Raw genomic sequence first — 17,369 nt, forward strand, 5'->3', positions numbered from 1 at the left:
CGCCAGCAGCCACCACATCCAAGCCTGCCAAACCAGACTCGAACACAACCCATTAGGCCTCCTTGAGGGACCCTGGGTCCCTCAAGGAGGCCTTCACGGACAGTCAGACCCGCTTGGTGGCGGCCTTCAGCGCGGCCTTGGCGGTGTCGGAGGCGCCGATGGTGTCCAGCGCGAACAACGCCGCGCCGACCACCGGGGCGACGTCGACGACCTGCACCGATGCCCGCGGAGCCACCTTCAGGCACCGCCGCTCGATCTCCGCGATCACCGGCGCACCGACCCCGGTCAGCACTCCCCCGCCGAGGATGACCTCGGGTGCTTCCCCGGTCAGTTCCAGCCGCCGCAGGATGACCGACACCAGCAGGGCGACCTCTTCGATGAACCGGTCGACCACGTCCTGCGCCACCTCGTCGCCGCCCGCCGCGACGGCGAACAGCAGCGGGCACAGGCCGTGGATCGAATCGGAGTGCAGATCCTCGAAGTGCAGGCGCTGCACCACTTCCAGCACCGAAGACGCCTTGAAGTGCGCGGTGACGGCGGCCCGCAAGGCCGTACCCGGGCCGCGGCCGTCCTCGGCGCGGACGGCCCACCACAGTGCCTCCTCGCCGAGCCGGTAACCGCCGCCCCAGTCGCCGGAGATCTTGCCCAGCGCGGGGAAACGGTGCTGACGGCCGTCGGCGCTGACGCCGGCGCCGTTGATCCCGGCGCCGCACACCACCGCCACACCGGTCCCGTCGGAACTGCCCGCGCGCAACAGTGCGAGTGTGTCGTTGCCGACGATCAGCGTGTCGCTCCAGCCGCGTGCGGCCAGCGCGGCGTGCAGGATCGCTTCCTCCTGCGGGAAATCCAGTCCCGCGAGGTAGGCCGACGTATGTATCGCGAAAGGACGTTCGCCGGGAAGCCCCGCCCCGCGAAGGGCTTCCAGGACCAGCTTCTCCAGTGCCTGGACGCTGCCGTCGACCCCGATGTTCTGCGGGGAAGCGCCCGGCCCTCGCGACTGCCCGAGCACCCGTCCGTCGCGGGAGACGACCAGGACGTCGGTCTTGCTGTTGCCGCCGTCGATCGCGACGACGACGTCCTGTGAGCCGGCCGTCATGCCCCCGCCCACGGCAGGAACTCACGGTTGATCTGCACCAGCGTGTCGGCGAGCTGATCGGCCTTGGTGTACTGGCCCACCAGCGGATGCGCGAGCAACGCGTCGGCCACCCTGTCCCGGCCGCCCTTGATCGCCGCCTCCAGCGCGAGGTGCTCGTACGCGGTCACCCCGGCGATGAGACCGGCGAACCGCTGCTCCACCGGCGGCTGCGGGATCGGGCGCGGACCGTTTCCGTCCACAAGGGACGGAACTTCGATGACGGCGTCGTCCGGCAGGAAGTCGAAAGTGCCTTCGTTACGGACGTTGACGACGTGCTCTTCGGCAGGGCCGCCCGAGGTGAGCGCGTGCACGAGCTGCACCGCGGCTTCGGAATAGTAGGCACCGCCCCGCTTTTCCAGTTGCTCCGGTTTGGTCACCACCTCCGGGTCGAGGTACACCTTGAGCAGTTCCTCCTCGACGTCGCTGACGACGTCCGCGCGCGGCCGCTCGGTGCGCTGCTTCGTGACCTGCTCGTCGTGCCCGTAGTAGTACTTCAGGTAGTACGACGGCACGACGTTCATCCGCCGCATCCACTCGACCGGCGCGGTGACGTGCTCGCCGAGGAATTCCGCGTGTTCCGCCAGCAGTTCCGGCAGCCGGTCCTCGCCGTTGACGAGCACCTTCCGTTCCCAGCTCAGGTGGTTCAGTCCGGTGTGGACGAGTTTGACGTCGTCGATGCCGGCCCCGAGCAGATGCGCGAACGTGCGCTGGAGATGGATCGCGACGTTGCACAGTCCGACGGCGCGGTGCCCCTCGTTCAGCAGAGCGCGGGTGACGATGCCGACGGGGTTGGTGAAGTTGACGATCCAGGTGTCGTCCCCGGCGATCTTCCGGACCCGGTCGGCGATGTCGAGCACCACCGGCACGGTGCGCAGCGCCTTCGCCAGGCCGCCCGCACCCGTGGTCTCCTGCCCGACACAGCCGCAGGCGTGCGGGAACGTCTCGTCACCGCGCCGCGCGCGCTGCCCGCCGACCCGCAGCTGGATCAGCACCGCCGACGCGCCGTCGACGCCCTCTTCGAGACTCGACGTGGTGCGGACCCGCGCCGGATGGCCGGCGTGGCTCAGCAACCGGTTGCTGAAGTCACCGACCGCCTCCACCCGGTACGCGTCCGGGTCGATCAGCACGATCTCGTCGACGTCCAAAGTGGACCGCCGTCCGGCGATCCCGTCGATCAGTTCGGGCGTGTAAGTGGAACCGCCACCGACGACTGCCAGTTTCATCCCTTGACCCCTGTGAATGTGACGCCCTTGACGAAGGACTTCTGCGCGAACACGAACAGCACGATCACCGGCAGCATGATCAGCGCGGTGGCCGCCATGGTGAGGTTCCATTCCACGTGGTGCATCCCGCGGAACGACGCGATCGCCAGCGAAAGCGGCCAGCTGTCGCGGGTCTCGCCGGTGTAGAGCAGTGGACCGAAATAGTCGTTCCAGGTGAACAGGAAGCAGAACATCGCGGTGGCCGCGATCCCCGGCTTCGCCATCGGGATCAGCACCTTGACCATGGCCTGGAACTCGTTGCAGCCGTCGATCTTCGCCGCTTCGAGGTAGTCCTTCGGAATGGTGAGGAAGAACTGCCGCAGCAGGAAGATCGAGAACGCGTCGAAGAAGAAGTACGGCACGATCAGCGGAACCAGTGTCCCGGTGAACCCGAGCCGCACCCACAGGTCGTACAGCGGCACGACGGTGACCTGTGGGGGCAGCATCATCGCGGCCACGGTCAGCATGAAGAACAGGTTCTGCCCGCGGAACTTCAGCTTCGAAAGCGCGTACGCCGCCGGGATCGCCGAGACGAGCGCCCCGGCGGTGGCCAGCGAAGAATAGAGCAGGCTGTTGCCGAAATACTGCAGCAGCGGCGCCTTTTCGAACACCTCGATGAAGTTCTCGAAGTGCCATTCCTCCGGCCAGAAGTTCGACGACAGCGCCTGGTCGCTGGACATCACCGCGGTGAGGAACACGAACAGGATGGGCAGCATGAAGATCACGCCCATCGCGATGCCCACGCTGTGCGTCGCGATCCAGTACAGCTTCTTGTCCCATTGGCGCCGCACCCGCACCTTCGGGGGTTCGGACGCCGGGGCGGTGTGCCGGGGCTCGGCCAGGGTGGTCATCCGCCCTCCTCCTGGTGCTGGGACTTGCGAAGCTGCCGCACGAGAATCCAGGTGAACCCGGCCGAGACGATGAACAACAGGACCGCCATCGCCGCCGCGTAACCCATGTTGAAGTACCGGAAACCCTGGACGTACAGCCAGACCGGGTAGGTCAGCGTCGAATTCTGTGGTGCGCCGATGAATCTCGTGTTGCCCGCGACGTCGGCCGCGCCCGCGGCCGCCGAACCCGCGACGATCGCCTGGGTGAAGAACTGCAGCGCGAAGATCATCGAGTTGACGACGCCGAACAGCAGCACCGGCGAGATCGACGGCAGGGTGACGTGCCAGAACCGGCGAACCGGACCGGCGCCGTCGAGCTCGGCGGCCTCGTACTGTTCCTGCGGCACGTCGAGCAGCGCGGCCAGGATGATGATCATCAGCTCGCCCGAACCCCACATCACCAGCAGGGTCAGCGCGGGCTTCGACATCGCCGGGTCGTTGAACCACAGTCCGCCGTCGATGCCGACCGCCCGCAGGAACGCGTTGACCGGACCGTATTCCGGGTTGAACAGGAACACGAACGCCAGGGTCGCCGCGGCGGGCGGGGCCAGCGAAGGCAGGTAGCAGAGCGTCCGCACCAGGCCGACACCCGACTTGAGCCGGGAGATGATCGACGCCGTGCCGAGGGCGAACACGACCCGGCAGAACGTCAGGACGATCACCAGCCACAGCGTGTTGTACGCGGCGGTGCCGACCAGCGGTTCGCTGGTGAACATCCGGATGTAGTTGTCGAAGCCGATGAACTCCGGCGCGTTGATCAGGTCGTAGCGGGTGAACGAGTAGTACACCGTGGCGATCAGCGGGTACCCGAAGAAGATCAGGAACCCGAGCATCGCCGGTGCGATGAAGTAGAAGACCGTGCGACGGCGGCGCGCTGCGTTCCCCTTCCGCGTCCGGGTGGACGCGGAAGAGGAACCGACCGCCCTGGAATCCAGGGTCGTTGTCATGCGATCAGCCGCCGGCGCGTTTCTGGGCCAGCTCGTCGTTGATCTGAGCGTCGACCTGTTTGAGACCCGCGGTCATGTCGGGGATGTTGCCCGCCTGCCACTTCTCCGCGAAGTCGTTGACGGCCTTGAGGTGCGCGTCACCGATCGGGGTGGAGGGGTTCGGCAGCAGCTTCCCGCCGTTGTACAGGTCGAGGAACGTCTTGAACTCCGGCGTGACCTCGAGCTTCGGGTCGGTCAGCGCGGCCTTGGTGCTCGGGACGTTCTTCAACCCGTTCGACAGCTCGACCAGCGTCGAGGTGTCGAGGGTGACCTGCTTGATCAGTTCCCAAGCGGCGCCGGGGTTCTTGGCGCCCTTGGGGATCGCGATGATCGTGCCCGTGGTGAACGCGCCGCCGTAACGGTCGGGCTTGCTGTCGAGCACCGGCGGGGCCGCGGTGCCGAACTTGAGCTCCGGCGCCTGGTCCTTGATGAACGCGGTGCGGTACTCGCCGTCGATCATCATCGCGAGCTTGCCGCGCTGGAAACCGTGGTCAGCCGAGTACTCCTCGCCGAGACCGGCCTTGAACTGTTCGACCTTGGCGTGGCCGCCGTAGAAGTCGACAAGCTGCTTCTGGAAGTCGAACATCGCCTTCCATTCGGGGCTGTCGGCGAGGTGCGACTGACCGTCGGGGCCGATGTAGGTGGCGCCGAAGTTGGGGGCCCAGTACTGCGCGTAGTTGGCGTAGAACGGCATCGACGGCAGGAAGCCGGCGACCTTGATCGAGCCGTCCGGGTTGAACTCGGTCAGCTTCTTGGTGGCCTCGAACAGTTCCGAGGTCGTCTTCGGCGGCGACGTGATGCCCTTCGCCGCGAACATGTCCTTGTTGTAGTAGAAGCCGTAGACGTCGGCGAGCAGCGGCATGGCGCATCGCTTGCCCTGGTATTCGGTGTAGCTGCGGACGGCGTCCGGGATCTGCCCGAGGTCGATCTTGTCGCGTTCGATGTAGGGCTTGAGATCCTGGAAGCTGCCCGTGGAACACCACGCGCCGAGGTTGTCGGTGAAGAACGAGATCGCCACGTCCGGCGGGTTGCCACCGCGGATGGACTGGGTGATCTTGTCGTCGTCCTGCTGGCCTTCGTGCTTGATCTCGATGTTCGGGAACTTCGCCTTGAGCTTGTTGAGCCCGGCGGTGACCACGTTGTACTCGCGGTCGGTGAACTTGCTGTAGACGGTCAGCGTGAGCTTCGCGTCCGCGGCGGGGGCGGCCGCCGCGTCACCCGACCCACCGTTCGGGCCGCTTGCGGCGCCCGAACAAGCGGACACCAGTGCGGCGACGGTGACCGCGCCGAGCACTATCGAGCCGCGCCAACGGCGGCCACTTCTCCGAACCTGGGTCGTGGAACTCATGACCCTCCTCCTAGTTGGTTGGGGCGGGAGACGGTGGTTCTGTTCGTGAATCCGGGATCGCCACGATCGGGGTCGGCTCTCCCGCCCCGGACCGTCTCGGCCCGAGGAGCGAAGGGGTGTTGACGCCGAAGACGTCCCTGCGGACGGTGGCGAGCGCCGATTGGAGCGCGCCCGCGCGCACCGCGTTGCCCTGCACCGAAGCGACCCCGACCGGGGTGCGGGGCAGGACCAGTTCGTGCAGCCTTCGCGCGACCAGTGCGGCGAATTCGTGGCCACCGGCACGGCTGGTGTCGCCGGAAAGGAGCACGAGTTCGGGGTCGACGACCGCGATCAGGCTGGCCGCTCCACCCGCGACGCGGCGGGCGAGGTCGTCGAGGAAGGGTTCGTTGTCGTTCTCGCGGGCCTTGGCGACGGCGTCCGCGCCGGTCTCGGCGTCGATGCCGTGCGCGGCGGCCAGCTCGACGACGGCCGGGGACGCGACGAGGTCACCGAAACGATCTCCCGCACGCGGCTTTTCCTTCGATGTGGCAACGGAAACCGGATCGGGAACGCGCATCCAGTCGATCTCGCCGCCACCGCCGGTCGCTCCCCGCAACAGCCTGCGGCCGACCACCACCGCGCCGCCGACGCCGTCGCTGAGCCAGATCATCGCGAAGTCGTCGAGTCCGACGGCCTGGCCGACTGTCATCTCGACGATCGCGACGAGGTTGACGTCGTTCTCGATGGTGACCTCGACACCGAGTTCCCGGCTGAGCCTGCTCGGCACGTCGAAACCGAGCCAGCCGGGGATGTGCGGCGCCGAGGAGAGCAGGCCGGTGCGCGGATCGAAGGCGCCCTGCGCGCCGATGACGACGTGGCGAAGGTCGGTGGCGGCGAGCCCGGCACTGTTCGCGACATGGCTGAGCGCCGCGCCGAAGGTGCCAACGACGTCCGCGCCCTCGTGGACCGGCAGCGGGACCTGGTACTCGGCGAGCACCGCGCCCGTGACGTCGGAGACGACGAAGTCGGCTCTTTGCGGTGTCAGGTCCACGGCCGCGACGTAGGCGACTCCACCGTTGACCTGCCAGAGCTGCGCCCTCGGGCCGCGGCCCCCGCCGCGGACGCCGGCCTTGGTGACGATGTCGTCCTGTTCGAGGCGGGTGAGCAGCTGCGCCGTCGCGGGCTTCGACAGGCCGATCGCGACCTCGAGCTCGGAGCGCGTCAGCGGGCCCTCCCTGAGGAGGACCTCGATGGCCGCGCGATCGTTGATCTCGCGCAGCATTCGCGGACTGCCGGCTCGCACTTGGCTCGCTCCCGACTTCGTTAGGAAACTTTACAGACGGTTTCCGGGGACTGTAGTGAGCCGAGCCACAGCCGTCAACGGCGCCGGGAAACGGGCAGGTAACGCTTGCCGTGTTCCGCACAGCGGGTATGCGTACCGGTGCGGAGGGTGGTGGACGACGAAGGGCCGCTCAGGAGTTCCTGAGCGGCCCTTCGGCTACGCGCTTGATCAGTAGTTGGGCTGCACGTACAGATCCCACACCCAGGGGATCGAGGGGGAGGGGTAGCACATCCACCCGTCCCAGTCCCCGGCGATGCGGCCGTGGTGGCCGGTGATCCCGCAGTCCTCTTCGTTCGGGTACGAAGCGAAGTACTCGTAGTCCGAGGCCTGTGCAGCTCCCGCGTTCACGGCGCTGAACGAGGCGATGGCCGCGACAGCGGCTCCGGCGACGGCGAACCGCCGCAAGGTGTTCTTCATACTTTCCCCAGTGTTCTCACTCGATGGTCCTGAAACCGGACGGCAGGAGAATACCGGACACTTCACCGCCTCGTGGGCCAATCACCAACCTTGGCCAGGTAACTTGTTCGGCGATCTCGCGTGATCAGACGGCGAACTCACGTGATCAGAGACGGATCTCGCGTGATCAGACGCCGCACACTCGAGATCGCCGTCTGATCACGCGAGTTCGGCGTTCAAGCACGTGAGTTCGGTGCCCGATCACGCGAGTCACGCCTTTAGGCTGCCGCAATCAGTCGGCTAAACGCCGGCCCAAGCCGCCAGCATCACGCGCGCGATCGACGAGTTCCCCGGCAGCACCAGCTGCCGCGTACCGCCGGCGATCGGGGTCGGCACGGCGCCCGCGTTCCGCAGCTGACTGTTGGCGAAAGCGGCCCGTACCTCCTCGCGCGAAACCCAGAACGCCTCTTCGATCTCGCCCTCGGCGGGCACCAGCCGAGCGGAGATGTCCGCCCGCGCGGTGAAGCCGAGCATGATCGACCGCGGGAACGGCCACGGCTGGCTGCCGAGATAGCGCACATCACGCACCTCGACGCCGACCTCTTCGCGGATCTCCCGCTCGACACAGCCTTCGAGCGACTCCCCCGCCTCGACGAAACCAGCGAGGATCGAGTACCGGTCCGGCGGCCAGATCGGCTGCCGTGCCAGCAGGACGTGCTCGCCGTTCACTCCGGCGTCGTCGTGCACGAGGCAGATCACCGCCGGGTCGGTGCGCGGGTACTCCTCGCGGCCGCAGCCGGTGCACTTGCTCGCCCAGCCCAGCTGGCCCACCTCCGTCGGGCTCCCGCAGCGGGTGCAGAACTTCGCCTGCCGCCGCCAGGCCTGCAGCGCCTGCGCGGTGGTGAACAGCCCCGCCGACGTGTCGTCGAGCAGGTCGCCGTAGCCGCGCAGGTCGACCCAGATCTCGCCTTCATGCCGCGGGACCTCTTCGACGACGCCCCAGCTGCCCGCCATTTCGACGGTCTCGGTCTCCCCGGCGGGGCGGCCGGGCAGCGACCAGTAGTCGGTGCCCTGCCACTCCCCCAGGAAAACCGCATCGGCGGGCGGCTCGGTGCCGAAGTCCTGCGACTTGCGGGTCGCGAGTGTGCCGGAACCCTCCACCACCGGGGTGCGCGCGTGCTCGTCGAGCAGCACGACCCGGGCGTCCGGCCAGCGGGCGAAGAGCCGGTCCGGGTTGGTGCGCAAGGATTCCTGACGGTCCGCCGTGGAGCGCGAAAGCGTCGGGAGCGCCCCCAACCCGAACGGCGTCTCCATCAGGTGGGCTCCCCGACGGTCACGTCTCCCAGCGCCGTCAGCTTCGGCGCGAGAACGTCGGCGTCGCCGACGACGACCCCGGTGAACCGCTTGGGCGCGAAGAACTCCAGCGCGGCGTTCGCCACGTCTTCGGCGGTGACCGCGGCGAGGCGCTCCGGATGCCCGGCGAGCCATTCGGCGCCGAGCCCCGTCGCGGCGAGCGCGGCCAGCTGCGCGGCCAGGCCCCCTTGCGACGACGCCGCCGTGACCAGCGAACCGATGGCGTACTGGCGCACCGATTCGACCTCGTCGGCGGTCGGTGGCACGAGACCGAGCCTGGCCAGCTCGTACCGCGTCTCCATGAGCGCGGCGGCGGTCGCGTCGGTCGCGGTGTCCGCGTCGACGTTCACCACGGCGGTCTGGTCGGTGAACTCGAACCCGGAGTGCGCGCTGTAGGTGTAACCCTTGTCCTCGCGGATGTTCTCGACCAGCCGCGACGAGAAGTACCCGCCGTACACGAGGTTCGCCAGCTGCAGCGCCGGATACCGCGGGTCCGTACGCGACACGGTCTGCGCGGACAGCCGGATCTGCGACTGCACGGCACCGGCCCGCGGCACCAGCAGGACGTTGCCCCCGGTGAGCTCGGGCAGCGCGGGCAGGCGGACGGCGGAGCGGTCCGAAGACCAGCCGCCGAACGCCTTCTCCAGGTCGCCGATGACGGTCTCCGGGTCGATGTCACCGACGAGCACCAGCACGGATCCCCGCGGCAGCACCGAAGCCCGGTGCAGCGCGCGAACCTGTTCCGGCGTCACGACCGCGACGTCTTCGGCCTGCGGGACCTCGCGCACCGCGGGGTGGTCGCCGTAACGGTGCTTCTGCAGCGCCTCGCGGGCGATCGTCCTCGGCTGCGTGCGGGAGACGGCGATCCGCTCGATGAGCCGCTCGCGTTCCCGCTCGACCTCGGCGTCCGCGTACGAGGCGCCGGTGAGCGCGTCGGCGAGGACGTCGAGCATCGTCGGCAGGCCGTCGGCCAGCGAGGTACCGGTGATGGCCAGCCGCTCCGGGTCGACGCCGGAGGCGAGATCACCGCCGATCAGCGCCAGATCCGCGTCGATCTCGATGCGGTCGCGGCGGGCGGTGCCGGTCAGCAGTGTTTCGGCCAGCACCTCGGCGGTGGCCGGGTGCAGTTCGCCGTCGCCGGCGAACGGGATCCAGACGCGCAGCTCGACCAGCGGCACGGTGGCCTTGCGGACGGCGAGCACCCGCAGCCCGTTGCTCAGCGTGGTGTCCACATGGGACAGATCGGCGGCGGCGCGCTGCGTCCCCAGCGACGGGACCGGACGCGGCCCGGCGGCGGTGCGGCCGATCTCCTCGGCGGTGCGGTGCGGTGCGCTCACTGCTCGGTACCTTCCTGTTCGGAATCGGCGCTGCCGGGACGGATGACGAGAACGGCGCGCGAATCCGGCCGCAGTGCCTTCGCCGCCGCCGAAACGGCTTCCGCGGTGACCGCCGACATCTTCTCGGCGAGCCGGTACACCAGTGACGCGTCGCCGTACAGCAGCTCGAACGAGCCGAGGGCCAGCGTGCGGGACACCAGCTTGTCGTGCTCGGAGTGCAGGCTCGCGGCCCAGCGCGCGGTGACCTTCTTCAGTTCCTGGTCCTCCGGCGGCGTGGCCGCCAGCTTCTCCAGTTCCTCGTCCAGCGCGGCGAGGACCTGTTCGGTGCTCACCTCGTGCGGGTGGATCGCGGTGATGGTGAACGTGTCCGGGTCACGGGCCTCGAACGGGCCGAACAGCCCGGCGCCCGCGCCGATGTCGACGACCAGCGGCTCGCGGTGCACCAGGCGCTGCTGCAATCGGGAGCCGTCGCCGTCGGTCAGCACGCCGGCGAGCACGAGGTTCGCCAGGTAGCCGTCGAGGTCGTTGATCGGGTCCGGCATGCGGTAGCCGACGCCGACCGCGGGCAGCGGGGCGTGCGGGTCCACGTGCTCGCCGCGCAGTTCGCCCTCGGGGGCGGGCTCCGCGAACGACGGACGTTCCGGTGCGGGCCGGTGCGGCACGTCGCCGAAGTGCTTCTCGATCAGCTCGCGGGCCTCCTCGACGGTGAAGTCACCGGCGACGGTCAGCACCGCGTTCGCGGGCGAGTAGTAGGTGTCGAAGAAGGCGGCGCAGTCGTCCAGGGTGGCCTGTTCGAGATCCTCGAAACCGCCGTAACCGTTGTGCGCGTTGGGGAACGTGGAGTACAGCACCGGCGGGAGCAGGATCCACGGGAACCCGCCGTACGGCCGGTTCAGCACGTTGAGGCGGATCTCCTCCTTGACCACGTCGATCTGGTTGGCCAGGTTCTCCTGCGTCAGCTTCGGCGCCCGCATCCTGTCCGCTTCGAGGAACAGGGCGCGCTCGAGAGCCGCGGCGGGGAGGACCTCGAAGTAATCCGTGTAGTCCGGATGGGTGGAGCCGTTGAAGCTGCCACCACTCGACTGGACGTACCGGAAGTGCGCGAGCTTCTCCAGGCTCTCGCTCCCCTGGAACATCAAATGCTCGAAGAGGTGCGCGAAACCGGTGCGCCCTTCGGGCTCGGAACGGAAGCCCACGTCGTAGTGGACGCTGACACCCACCACCGGAGCGGTCGCGTCGGGCGCGAGCACCACGCGCAGACCGTTGTCGAGGGTGAATCGGACAAGCTCGGGATCGGCCATGCGCACCACCCTACGGGCTACTCAGGCCTCCAGGCGACGACCCTGGCGGGTCGCGGCGAAGGTTCCCACTAGTGCGGCGGTGAAGTCGCTCACCCGCTCGATCGAGACTTCGTCGGCGTCTTCCTTGCCGTACCAGTAGATCTTGGGCGGACCCTTGAGTTCGGCGAATCCGGCGACCCACTGTTCTTGTTCGCCGAGAGCGAGCGCGTACGGCAGCGCCCGGGAAAGGAGCATCTCGCGTTCGAGCTTCGGGACGGCCGTCGCCTTGGTCGCCAGCAGCGCGTCACGGACGCCGAGCAGCCGCCGGTGCAGCACGACGCCGGAGCCGGTGCGCACCGGCAGCCATCGGGCGGCGACGGCGAGTACCGCGCCCGCGGCGATGACGATCAGCCCGAGCTGGGCGTAGCCGACGGTCAAGGCCAGCAGGACGGTGAGGAACAGACCGTAGAAGCAGATCCGCAGGCCGACGCGGGCCAGCCTGCCGGGCGACCGCGAATACCAGCGGCGTTCGGCGACACTGTCGTCCAGCGCGTCCCGCACCGTTTCGATCCCGATCCGCGCGGACTGGATCTCCGACAGCAGCACCGACTCGCGTTCATCGGGCAGCAGGACGTCGAAGACCGCGCGTTCGTACGTGGTCAGCTGCTCGTCCGGCGGATTGCGGCGGACGAGGCGCCAGCCGGTCAGTTCGCCGGGCTCCTCGCTCACCCAGAGGTAGTTCCGGACCGCGAGGTCGACGACCGTCGCGGCCAGGTCGACGGCGTCGGCACGACCCGTGAGAACAGTCCCGACCTGTCCGGGCAGCACACCGTCGGGTGAGGCGAACGCGGCCTGGTCATCCTTCCCGGTGAGCAGCCGGACCGGGAGCGCGTCGCCCGGGTGCTTGTCCCGCCTTCGCAGCAGGACCAGCGCCACGGCGGCCACGACCAGCGCGAGCGCGAAGCCGCCCCAAGCCCAGCCGACCGGGGCGGTGAGCACGAACGCGCCGGCGAAGGTCTTCGACGGCTCCAGCCGCGCGTTCGCCGGGACGGTACCGCCGGGCAGCTCGACCGAGATCTCCATCCGCTGCCCGGCCGGGAGGTTCTGCTGGCTGAACCGGGTCAGCCCGGAATGCGCGATCTGAGCGGTCCCGCAGTGCGCGCGCGACCCCTCGGGCCCGGCGTAACAGGTCACCGCGTTCGGGACGGACGGAGCGGCGAAGCTCGCGCGCACGAGTTCCAGCCGGGAGTCCCAGCCGCCCGCGAGCTGCCAGCTCACCCGCGTCAGGCCGTCGGCTTCGGCGACCGCACCGTCCACTGTGTAGCGGACGATCGAGGTGCCGCCCCTGAGTTCGACGGTGAACTCGTCGTCGGTCAGCTCGGCGTTGCCCGCGCCCTCGATGACGACGTCACGGATGCCGATGATCCGGTCGCGGTCGCGCGGAGCGGCCGTGCGGAGCGGGATCCGGCGGGTCATCGTCGCCTCGCTCGGCACGGACACCGCCTCGACGACCGAGAGCGCGCCGTCGCGTTCGACCTTGAGCGAGATCTCCGCGCTGTTCGGCAGCGAAGGCAGCTGCGGTTCACCTTGCGCCCCCGCCGGTGCCGCGCCCAGCACGACCAGAAGCACCGCCACCAGCACGCAATTCGGCACCAGATTGCGGTGGTTGCGCGTGCAAGGATCGCAAGCTGGTGCCGAATTGCGAGTCTTCACGTCAGGCGGGGACCGGTTCCGGGCGGAGCGAGCGCAGGTGCCCGGATTCGGCGAGCAGACCGTCCAAAGCGGACAGGAACGACGGCAGATGCGCGGCGAACCGGCGCAGGTCCCGATCGCCCTCGAGACCGCCGAACCAGTACAGCCCGGCCGAACCGTCCGCCGACGGGTCGAGCCCCTCGAACGTCCGGAGCCAGCGCTCGGTGTCGCCGAGCACGATGGCGTACGGCAGGGACCGGGAGAACACCATTTCCCGGTCCCCCAACGGAATGTCGGCGACCTTGACGGTGTGCAGGTATTCGAGCAGGCCGCGGACCTGGCCCACCAAACGCCTGCCGCGAGAGGTCCGCGGCGGCACCCACGACGCGCCCAGCAACGCGGCGATCCCGGCGAGCACGACCGCGACGCCGAGCAGCGCGTGCCCGGCCGTGAAGGTCAGGACGACGGTGCCCACGAGCCCTAGCCCGATCAGGGCGATGCCCGCCCACGTGAGTTTGCTCTTGCCCTTGTCAGGGCGTCGCGAGAACCAACCCTTGCGCACCACGTCGGCGTACATCGCCTCGCCGGCGACGCGGAGATCGACGGTGCCGCGGCCGCGGAGTTCCGACAGCAGCACGGAATCGGTGCCCTCGGGCAGGATCGCGGTGTAGATCTCGCGCTCGAAGGCGGCGAGGTGCTCGTCCGGCGCGTTGCGGCGCGCGATCTGCCAATCGACGGTGCCCGCGCGGCGGACCTCGGCGATCCACAGATAGTTGCGGACCGCGAGGTCGACCACCGTGCCGCTGACGTCCACGACGTCGACCGTCTCGTCGACGACCGTGCCGACCTGCCCGGGCAGGACACCGTCGGGCGAGGCGAAGGAGACCCGATCGCCGTCTCGCATGAGGACGTCGACCGGACCGGTGCCCGCGGTGAGCGCGCCCTTGTCGCGACGGCGCGACAGCCAGATGGCGAGTGCGCCGAGAACCAGGAGGAGCGCCAGCGCCCCGAAACCGATGCCGGCGAGTGTGGTGAGGGCGAACGCGCCGCCGACCGTGGCGATCTGCTCGAACCGCGCGTTCGCGGGCACGGTGCCCGCCGGGAGCTGGACGGCGAGGTCGACACGTTCGCCCGCCGGAAGTTTGTCCTGCTCGATGCGGACGACGCCGCTGTGGTCGGTCTCCGCGAGCGAACACTGCCTGTCCGAGCCGAGTGGCCCGGCGAAACAGTCCACTGTGGGCGTTTCGCGTGTCGGCGCGCTGAACGAAGCGGACACTCGGGACAGTTCGACGTCCCAGCCGCTCGCGACCTGCCAGCGAACCTGCTGCGCGCCGTTGACGTCCGCGACCGCCCCGTCCACTTTGTACTTGAGGGTGGACGCGCCGCCCTCGAAGGTGGCGACCAGCTGCTCGCCGTTCGACTCGGTCTTGCCCGCGCCCTCGACCGAGACGTCACGGACCCCGTAGACGCGGTCCTGCTCTTCACCGGCGGGAACCTTCAACGGGATCCGGCGTACCAGGCGCTGTCCACCCGGGACGGTCACCTGCTCGGTGATGGACACCGAACCGTCGCGTTCCACCTTCACCACCACGTTCGCGGCCGGGCCGCTCGGCGGCTGGAGCAGCCCGAGCTGACCGCGTGCGCCGAGCGGCGGCGGCTTCGGCAACTGCGGCGCGTTCGTCAGCGAAGGGCCCGCTCCGGGCGCCTCCGGAACGTTCGTATCCGACGGCGGGGCCATCAAGGCCGAGCTCGCCGCGACGGCCACTACCGCCGTCCCCCATTTCGTCAACACAGCCACACACTCTAAGGCAGCCGATCTATGCTGACCGCCGAAACGCCGAAACCGCCACCTGGGCGAACGGCGTTGCCGAACAGCATGGGGGATCCACTCGATGAACCAGCAGCCGCCCGGCCCGCCTGATCCGCGGCGCCGGCCGACTCCGCCACCGGGGCGGCCGCCGCGGCCACCACAGGGTGGCCGTCCGCTCCCACCGCGAGGTGGCCGTCCGCTTCCGCCGCCGGGAGCGCGTCCGCTTCCGCCGCGCGGTGGCCCGCCGATGCCGCCGCCGAACCGGCCGGGCCCCGTCCCGCCCGGGCAGCCGGGCCGTCCGCCGATCTCGCAGCCGACGCCGATCCCGCCGCCGTTCCGGCCGGGGCCGCCGAGCGGTGGCGTGCCGCTGCCCCCGCCGGGCGCGGCTCCGCTTCCGCCGCCGCAGATCGGCGAGCCGGTCCCGTTCCGGCCCGGCGCCGTCGGACCGCCGCAGCTTCCGTACGGCCCGCGTTTCGCTCAGCCCGCGTTCACGCCCTACGGGGGATACCAAGCCAAGAAGTCGAACGGCGGGGTCATCGCGGCGGTCGCGATCGTGGCCGTGATGGCGGTCATGGGCGGGCTGCTCATGGTGATCACCATCGCGAACGGCAAGTCGAAGCACGTGGCGGACGTCGGATACTCGAGCTATTCGAGCTACCCGACGACCACGTCCACGGATTACTCGACGACGACCACGTCCAGCGACACGTCGACGACGGCCACCGATTCGCGTGATTCGACCGGCACACGCGGGACGTCGGCAGGCTCGACCCGTGAGACGTCGGCCAGCCGTGCCCCGTCCGGCCCGCAACCACACCACAAACTGGCGGACAACCCGCTGTGGCTCGATTCCGAGGTCGGTCTGCCGAACCAGCCGTGCAACCTCTCGCGCTGGGCGAACAACCCGGACGCGGCGGCGGCGTTCTTCGACAGCGCGCGGCCCTGCCTGGACAGCGTCTGGCAGCAGGTCATGAACTACACGAAACTGCCGTTCCGGGTCCCGGCCGTGAAGTACCCGTCCGGCAAGAACTGGTCGAGCCCGTGCGGCGACGCCAGCAACGGCTCGGTGGCGGCGTTCTACTGCTCGCAGAACGAGACGCTTTACATGCCCTACGAAGGCCTTCAGGTCTCCCAGTACGGCAACCGGCCCGGGGTCTATCTGGCCGTCTTCGCCCATGAGTACGCGCACCACATCCAGGCGCTTTCCGGTATCTCGGAGGCCTATTGGGACGCACGGTACGAAGCGGGCACCGACTCGGCGGCGGGCCTGGAGATGTCGCGGCGCAACGAGCTTTCGGCGCAGTGTCTTTCCGGGACGTTCCTGGGTTCGACGGTGGGCCGCGGCGGCTCGGTCGACCAGGCGATGTACCGCGACGCCTGGCAGACCCAGGACCGCGGCGACCACAACGGCGGCCCGCGCGACCACGGCTCCGACGCGCACGCGGTCTCGTGGTGGCAGCACGGCGCGCAGAAGAACCGGATGTTCCAGTGCAACACCTGGGCGGCGAAGCCGGCCGACGTTTCCTGACCGCGCTTGGAGTTTCCGGCTGTCCGTGAAGGCCTCCTTGAGGGACCCTGGGTCCCTCAAGGAGGCCTTCACGGACTTCGGGCCTGGGTCAGCTCGGCGGTGTGAAGGGATTCTCCGAGGGAGGCTGCGGCTGGGCGACCGGCTGCGGAGAAGGCTGCCCAACAGGTTGTCCAGGCGCGAAGGGCTGCGCCGCGGGTACCGGCTGCCCGTGCTGAACCTCCGGCTGCAGCTTCGCCTGATCCCGCCGCCGTCGCTCGGCCAGCACGGCCGACAGATACGCCCAGGACGGCACTCCCGGCGGCATCGGCGCCCCGATCACCGCCGCGACCTGCTGCGCGAGCCCGTACCCAAGCGCTTCGACCGCTTCGGGGCGAAGCTCGCTCGTACGGCTCAGGTACTGGCGGACGGCCAGCGCGAGATCGTTCGGCAGCCGGGTCAGGTCCAGCTGCGAGGCCCAGTACGCCAGCTGCGGCGGCATCCCGACGTACGGCGTCCGTGAGGCGGGCATGCGTTCCCGGATCACCAGGGTGCCCGCCAGATAGTCGCCGACGCGGCGGCCGTTGGGCGACAGCAGCGACGTGACCACCGCCACGACGCCGAGCATTCCCAGCGCCCAGAAGTCGATGAAGAACCCGGCGAGCCCGCGGACCAGCGCGTGCCGGAACCGCACCGGGCCGCCGTCGGTGCGGACCACCCGCAGGCCGAGCGCCATCTTCCCGAGGGTGCGGCCGCGGCTCAGCGTCTCGAAGATCACCGGGTAGCCGACCATGATCAGCACCAGGGTCACCAGGAACAGGGTCAGCGCCAGCGCCTCGTCACCGAACACGGCGACCTGGCTCAGCACCAGCATCGCGGCGAACAGGGCGATGAGCTGGAGTGCGACGTCGATCATCATGGCGAGCCCGCGGCTGGCCAGTTTCGCCGCGCGCACGTCCAGGACGACGGCCTCGCCGGTGACGAGTTCGGACTCTTGTTCCACCTGGCAAGCGTAGTGACGAATAGGCTGGGCGACCAAGGACGATCGCCGGGAG

14 protein-coding genes are annotated in these 17,369 nt (G+C 69.3%); 1 reads left to right on the plus strand and 13 read right to left on the minus strand.

Annotated elements, in window-relative coordinates; genetic code table 11:
- Positions 1-103: 103 nt before the first annotated feature.
- From H074_RS19305 to H074_RS19360, 12 genes are all read right to left on the minus strand, one after another.
- Entirely contained in the window at positions 104-1,108 is a 1,005-nt protein-coding gene (locus H074_RS19305; RefSeq protein ID WP_007031730.1) for an N-acetylglucosamine kinase, read from the minus strand.
- Positions 1,093-2,358: a 6-phospho-beta-glucosidase gene (locus H074_RS19310; RefSeq protein ID WP_007031731.1), complete on the minus strand. Its 1,266-nt coding sequence runs from the start codon at positions 2,356-2,358 to the stop codon at positions 1,093-1,095. Before H074_RS19310 ends, H074_RS19305 begins: the two co-directional genes overlap by 16 nt.
- A complete protein-coding gene (locus tag H074_RS19315; RefSeq protein WP_007031732.1) occupies positions 2,355-3,248 on the minus strand; it encodes a carbohydrate ABC transporter permease in 894 nt (297 codons plus the stop codon). The genes H074_RS19310 and H074_RS19315 overlap by 4 nt, the downstream gene beginning before the upstream one ends.
- On the minus strand, positions 3,245-4,234 hold the full coding sequence (locus H074_RS19320; RefSeq protein ID WP_007031733.1) for a carbohydrate ABC transporter permease: 990 nt from the start codon (positions 4,232-4,234) through the stop codon (positions 3,245-3,247). Before H074_RS19320 ends, H074_RS19315 begins: the two co-directional genes overlap by 4 nt.
- A gap of 4 nt (positions 4,235-4,238) precedes the next feature.
- Positions 4,239-5,621 carry an extracellular solute-binding protein gene (locus tag H074_RS19325; RefSeq protein ID WP_039922901.1) on the minus strand — a complete coding sequence of 461 codons (1,383 nt, stop codon included), beginning with the start codon at positions 5,619-5,621 and terminating at the stop codon, positions 4,239-4,241.
- A gap of 10 nt (positions 5,622-5,631) precedes the next feature.
- Positions 5,632-6,882 carry an ROK family transcriptional regulator gene (locus H074_RS19330; RefSeq protein ID WP_007031735.1) on the minus strand — a complete coding sequence of 417 codons (1,251 nt, stop codon included), beginning with the start codon at positions 6,880-6,882 and terminating at the stop codon, positions 5,632-5,634.
- Between the two features lie 228 nt (positions 6,883-7,110).
- Positions 7,111-7,359: a hypothetical protein gene (locus H074_RS19335; RefSeq protein ID WP_007031736.1), complete on the minus strand. Its 249-nt coding sequence runs from the start codon at positions 7,357-7,359 to the stop codon at positions 7,111-7,113.
- Positions 7,360-7,638: 279 nt separating this feature from the next.
- The gene (nudC, locus tag H074_RS19340; RefSeq protein WP_007031737.1) at positions 7,639-8,652 is read right to left on the minus strand and encodes an NAD(+) diphosphatase; all 1,014 of its coding nucleotides are present in this window, start codon (positions 8,650-8,652) and stop codon (positions 7,639-7,641) included.
- Positions 8,652-10,028: a M16 family metallopeptidase gene (locus H074_RS19345; protein WP_007031738.1), complete on the minus strand. Its 1,377-nt coding sequence runs from the start codon at positions 10,026-10,028 to the stop codon at positions 8,652-8,654. Before H074_RS19345 ends, nudC begins: the two co-directional genes overlap by 1 nt.
- Positions 10,025-11,329 (minus strand): M16 family metallopeptidase, encoded by a 1,305-nt coding sequence (locus H074_RS19350; RefSeq protein ID WP_039922903.1) that lies wholly within the window; start codon positions 11,327-11,329, stop codon positions 10,025-10,027. Before H074_RS19350 ends, H074_RS19345 begins: the two co-directional genes overlap by 4 nt.
- A 21-nt stretch (positions 11,330-11,350) precedes the next feature.
- Positions 11,351-12,949, minus strand: a complete 1,599-nt coding sequence (locus H074_RS19355) for a DUF2207 family protein (RefSeq protein ID WP_007031740.1) — start codon at positions 12,947-12,949, stop codon at positions 11,351-11,353.
- A gap of 73 nt (positions 12,950-13,022) precedes the next feature.
- Positions 13,023-14,792, minus strand: coding sequence for a DUF2207 domain-containing protein (locus H074_RS19360; protein ID WP_235096830.1), 1,770 nt, complete (start codon positions 14,790-14,792; stop codon positions 13,023-13,025).
- Positions 14,793-15,057: 265 nt separating this feature from the next.
- On the opposite strand from H074_RS19360, the gene H074_RS19365 reads away from it, so the two are divergent.
- A complete protein-coding gene (locus H074_RS19365) occupies positions 15,058-16,338 on the plus strand; it encodes a neutral zinc metallopeptidase (RefSeq protein WP_007031742.1) in 1,281 nt (426 codons plus the stop codon).
- 88 nt (positions 16,339-16,426) lie between these two features.
- Here H074_RS19365 and H074_RS19370 read toward each other — a convergent pair whose 3' ends face one another.
- Positions 16,427-17,317 (minus strand): RDD family protein, encoded by an 891-nt coding sequence (locus tag H074_RS19370; RefSeq protein WP_007031743.1) that lies wholly within the window; start codon positions 17,315-17,317, stop codon positions 16,427-16,429.
- Positions 17,318-17,369: the final 52 nt, after the last annotated feature.

The organism is Amycolatopsis decaplanina DSM 44594 (genome assembly GCF_000342005.1).
Taxonomy (GTDB): Bacteria; Actinomycetota; Actinomycetes; order Mycobacteriales; family Pseudonocardiaceae; genus Amycolatopsis; species Amycolatopsis decaplanina.

Excerpts from the sequence above, each read along its gene's own strand:
- H074_RS19325 (WP_039922901.1), bottom strand. The coding sequence starts at position 5,621 with ATGAGTTCCACGACCCAGGTTCGGAGAAGTGGCCGCCGTTGGCGCGGC.
- H074_RS19365 (WP_007031742.1), top strand. The coding sequence starts at position 15,058 with ATGCCGCCGCCGAACCGGCCGGGCCCCGTCCCGCCCGGGCAGCCGGGC.
- H074_RS19310 (WP_007031731.1), bottom strand. The coding sequence starts at position 2,358 with ATGAAACTGGCAGTCGTCGGTGGCGGTTCCACTTACACGCCCGAACTG.
- H074_RS19335 (WP_007031736.1), bottom strand. The coding sequence starts at position 7,359 with ATGAAGAACACCTTGCGGCGGTTCGCCGTCGCCGGAGCCGCTGTCGCG.
- H074_RS19320 (WP_007031733.1), bottom strand. The coding sequence starts at position 4,234 with ATGACAACGACCCTGGATTCCAGGGCGGTCGGTTCCTCTTCCGCGTCC.
- nudC (WP_007031737.1), bottom strand. The coding sequence starts at position 8,652 with ATGGAGACGCCGTTCGGGTTGGGGGCGCTCCCGACGCTTTCGCGCTCC.
- H074_RS19350 (WP_039922903.1), bottom strand. The coding sequence starts at position 11,329 with ATGGCCGATCCCGAGCTTGTCCGATTCACCCTCGACAACGGTCTGCGC.
- H074_RS19315 (WP_007031732.1), bottom strand. The coding sequence starts at position 3,248 with ATGACCACCCTGGCCGAGCCCCGGCACACCGCCCCGGCGTCCGAACCC.
- H074_RS19330 (WP_007031735.1), bottom strand. The coding sequence starts at position 6,882 with ATGCTGCGCGAGATCAACGATCGCGCGGCCATCGAGGTCCTCCTCAGG.